Source organism: Oleiphilus sp. HI0128 (assembly GCF_001635365.1).
Genome location: NZ_LWGG01001114.1, coordinates 1 through 1,924 on the forward strand (window position 1 = coordinate 1; position 1,924 = coordinate 1,924).

A 1,924-nucleotide genomic window follows, 5' to 3' on the forward strand; every position below is an offset into this window, starting at 1 on the left:
CAGTTCCCAGACGGTGCAGCGGAGCGAGTGATTCGTCAGTTCCGCTATATCGAGAAATAAGGTTGAGGTTAGATACAGGAACATAGAGCTTGGCTTCGTTGGCATACTCAAGCATTAGAAACTCATCGACTTGATCACCCACTTTGATCGTTTCTAAACCGCGATAGCGGCCAACGCCATTATCAATATGTACGACCGGCGCGCCGATGGATAATTCCGTCAGGTTTTTCACCATCATTTCAGAATTATCACTAGATTTCTTACGGCGTCGGCTCTGTACAACTCGCTGGCCGAACAATTCTGTTTCGGTGATAACCTGAAGTGACGCTTCTTGCGAAATAAAGCCGTGCGACAAACTGCCAGTTACTAACTGTACCTGGCTGTCTGTTTGCAGAAAGCTTTGCCAGCTTTGAGTGTCTTCGAATGCGAAGGCGTACTGTGTGAACAACTCGCTTAGTACTTCACGTCTGCCCGCGGTTTCAGCAATGATCAGCGTCTTACCGGCAAAGGCGTCTATTGCCGTTTTAAGCGCACTGAGTGGATCGGTATTTCTGTCATCGACACCTACTTGCCCTAGTACATCAAAAGGTAAGTTTGATTTACCTGCACCTTCACTTAATCTCGCGGTGGATAAGGTTAACCTTGGGTGTTGCTCTAAATCAGAAAATAATTCGTCAGTTGTCAGGAACAGGTTTCTAGGCGGAAGAATAGGGCGCTGGATATCGTGCCTTCGATCTTCGTAACGGCCGTTAATATCGCTCCACACATGATCTAGCAATTCAGGCACGTCACTTGGCGTAATGACAAGTGACTGTTCAGGTAAATAGTCAAACAGTGTTGTCATCTCTTCAAAAAACAGCGGGCTGTAATATTCAACGCCGTGTGGTTTGATTCCGTCTTTGATATCTCGATATAAAGGACAGTTTGATGCCGCATTTGGGAACTGCTCTAACCAACGGTTCCGAAAACTCATGCGGCTTTTATCGTCCCATGGGAATTCGTTTGCAGGTAAAATCTTTAGCGATTTGATCTTATTTTTTGAACGCTGGTTATCCGGGTCGAATGTACGCAGGCTTTCTATCTCATCATCAAACAACTCGATACGAACGGGTTCTTCACTGCCCATAGGGTAAAGGTCAAAGATTGAGCCTCGTATTGCGTACTCGCCATGCTCATAAACGGTATTAACATTTCTGTAGCCAACTTCTTCAAGCATACGGCGGTACTTTTCAAGCTCAAATGTCTGCCCATTCTTTAAAGAAAAGGTGTGCGCGTTCAAAAAGCTTTTTGGTGGCAAACGATGCAATAGCGTATTAAGCGGGATGATAAGTAAGCCGCGCTTAGCAAGAGGAAGCTTGCTGAGAGTTTCCAAACGCTGAGAAATAATATCTTCATGGGGTGAGAATGTATCGTAGGGAAGTGTTTCCCAGTCAGGGAAAACATAAACCTCATGCTTGCCTTCGTTAAAGAATTTAAACGCGCTTTCCATTGCGTAGGCTTGTTGCGAATCTTTAGCGATATATAAACAAAAGCCTTCTATCTCATTAAGTAACTCGTAAAGTGTCGCCGCGCTAGCACCTTGAGGAATGGAGCCCCAGTATTTATGGTCAGCGGGCACTGAAGGAATAAGCGTTGACGAAATAGAAGAGACATTCATGCTAAGTTACTGTTCTCGAATTGGCGGCAGAAATAAGGGGCGAATAATAGCTTTGATCGAGGAATATTGCACCCCGATATAAGCCCTTAGCAAACGAGATACAAAAATCTTTGCTTTGGTTTAACGAAAGCGCTTTCTTTGTGGCATAATTCGCGCCGCTATTAATAGATAGCTGAACCATGACCCAGATCTTGAGGCAATACCTTGTTAGTTACCGCGAATATTACAATGCAGTTTGGCGCAAAGCCGTTATTTGAAAACGTTTCA

Annotated in this window: 1 protein-coding gene; it reads right to left on the reverse strand. The window is 44.6% G+C overall.

What is annotated here, in order from left to right; translation table 11 throughout:
• The coding region (locus A3763_RS18995; RefSeq protein WP_304440828.1) for a CarD family transcriptional regulator at nt 1-1,657 on the reverse strand (1,657 nt) is incomplete at its 3' end.
• Nucleotides 1,658-1,924 lie beyond the last annotated feature (267 nt).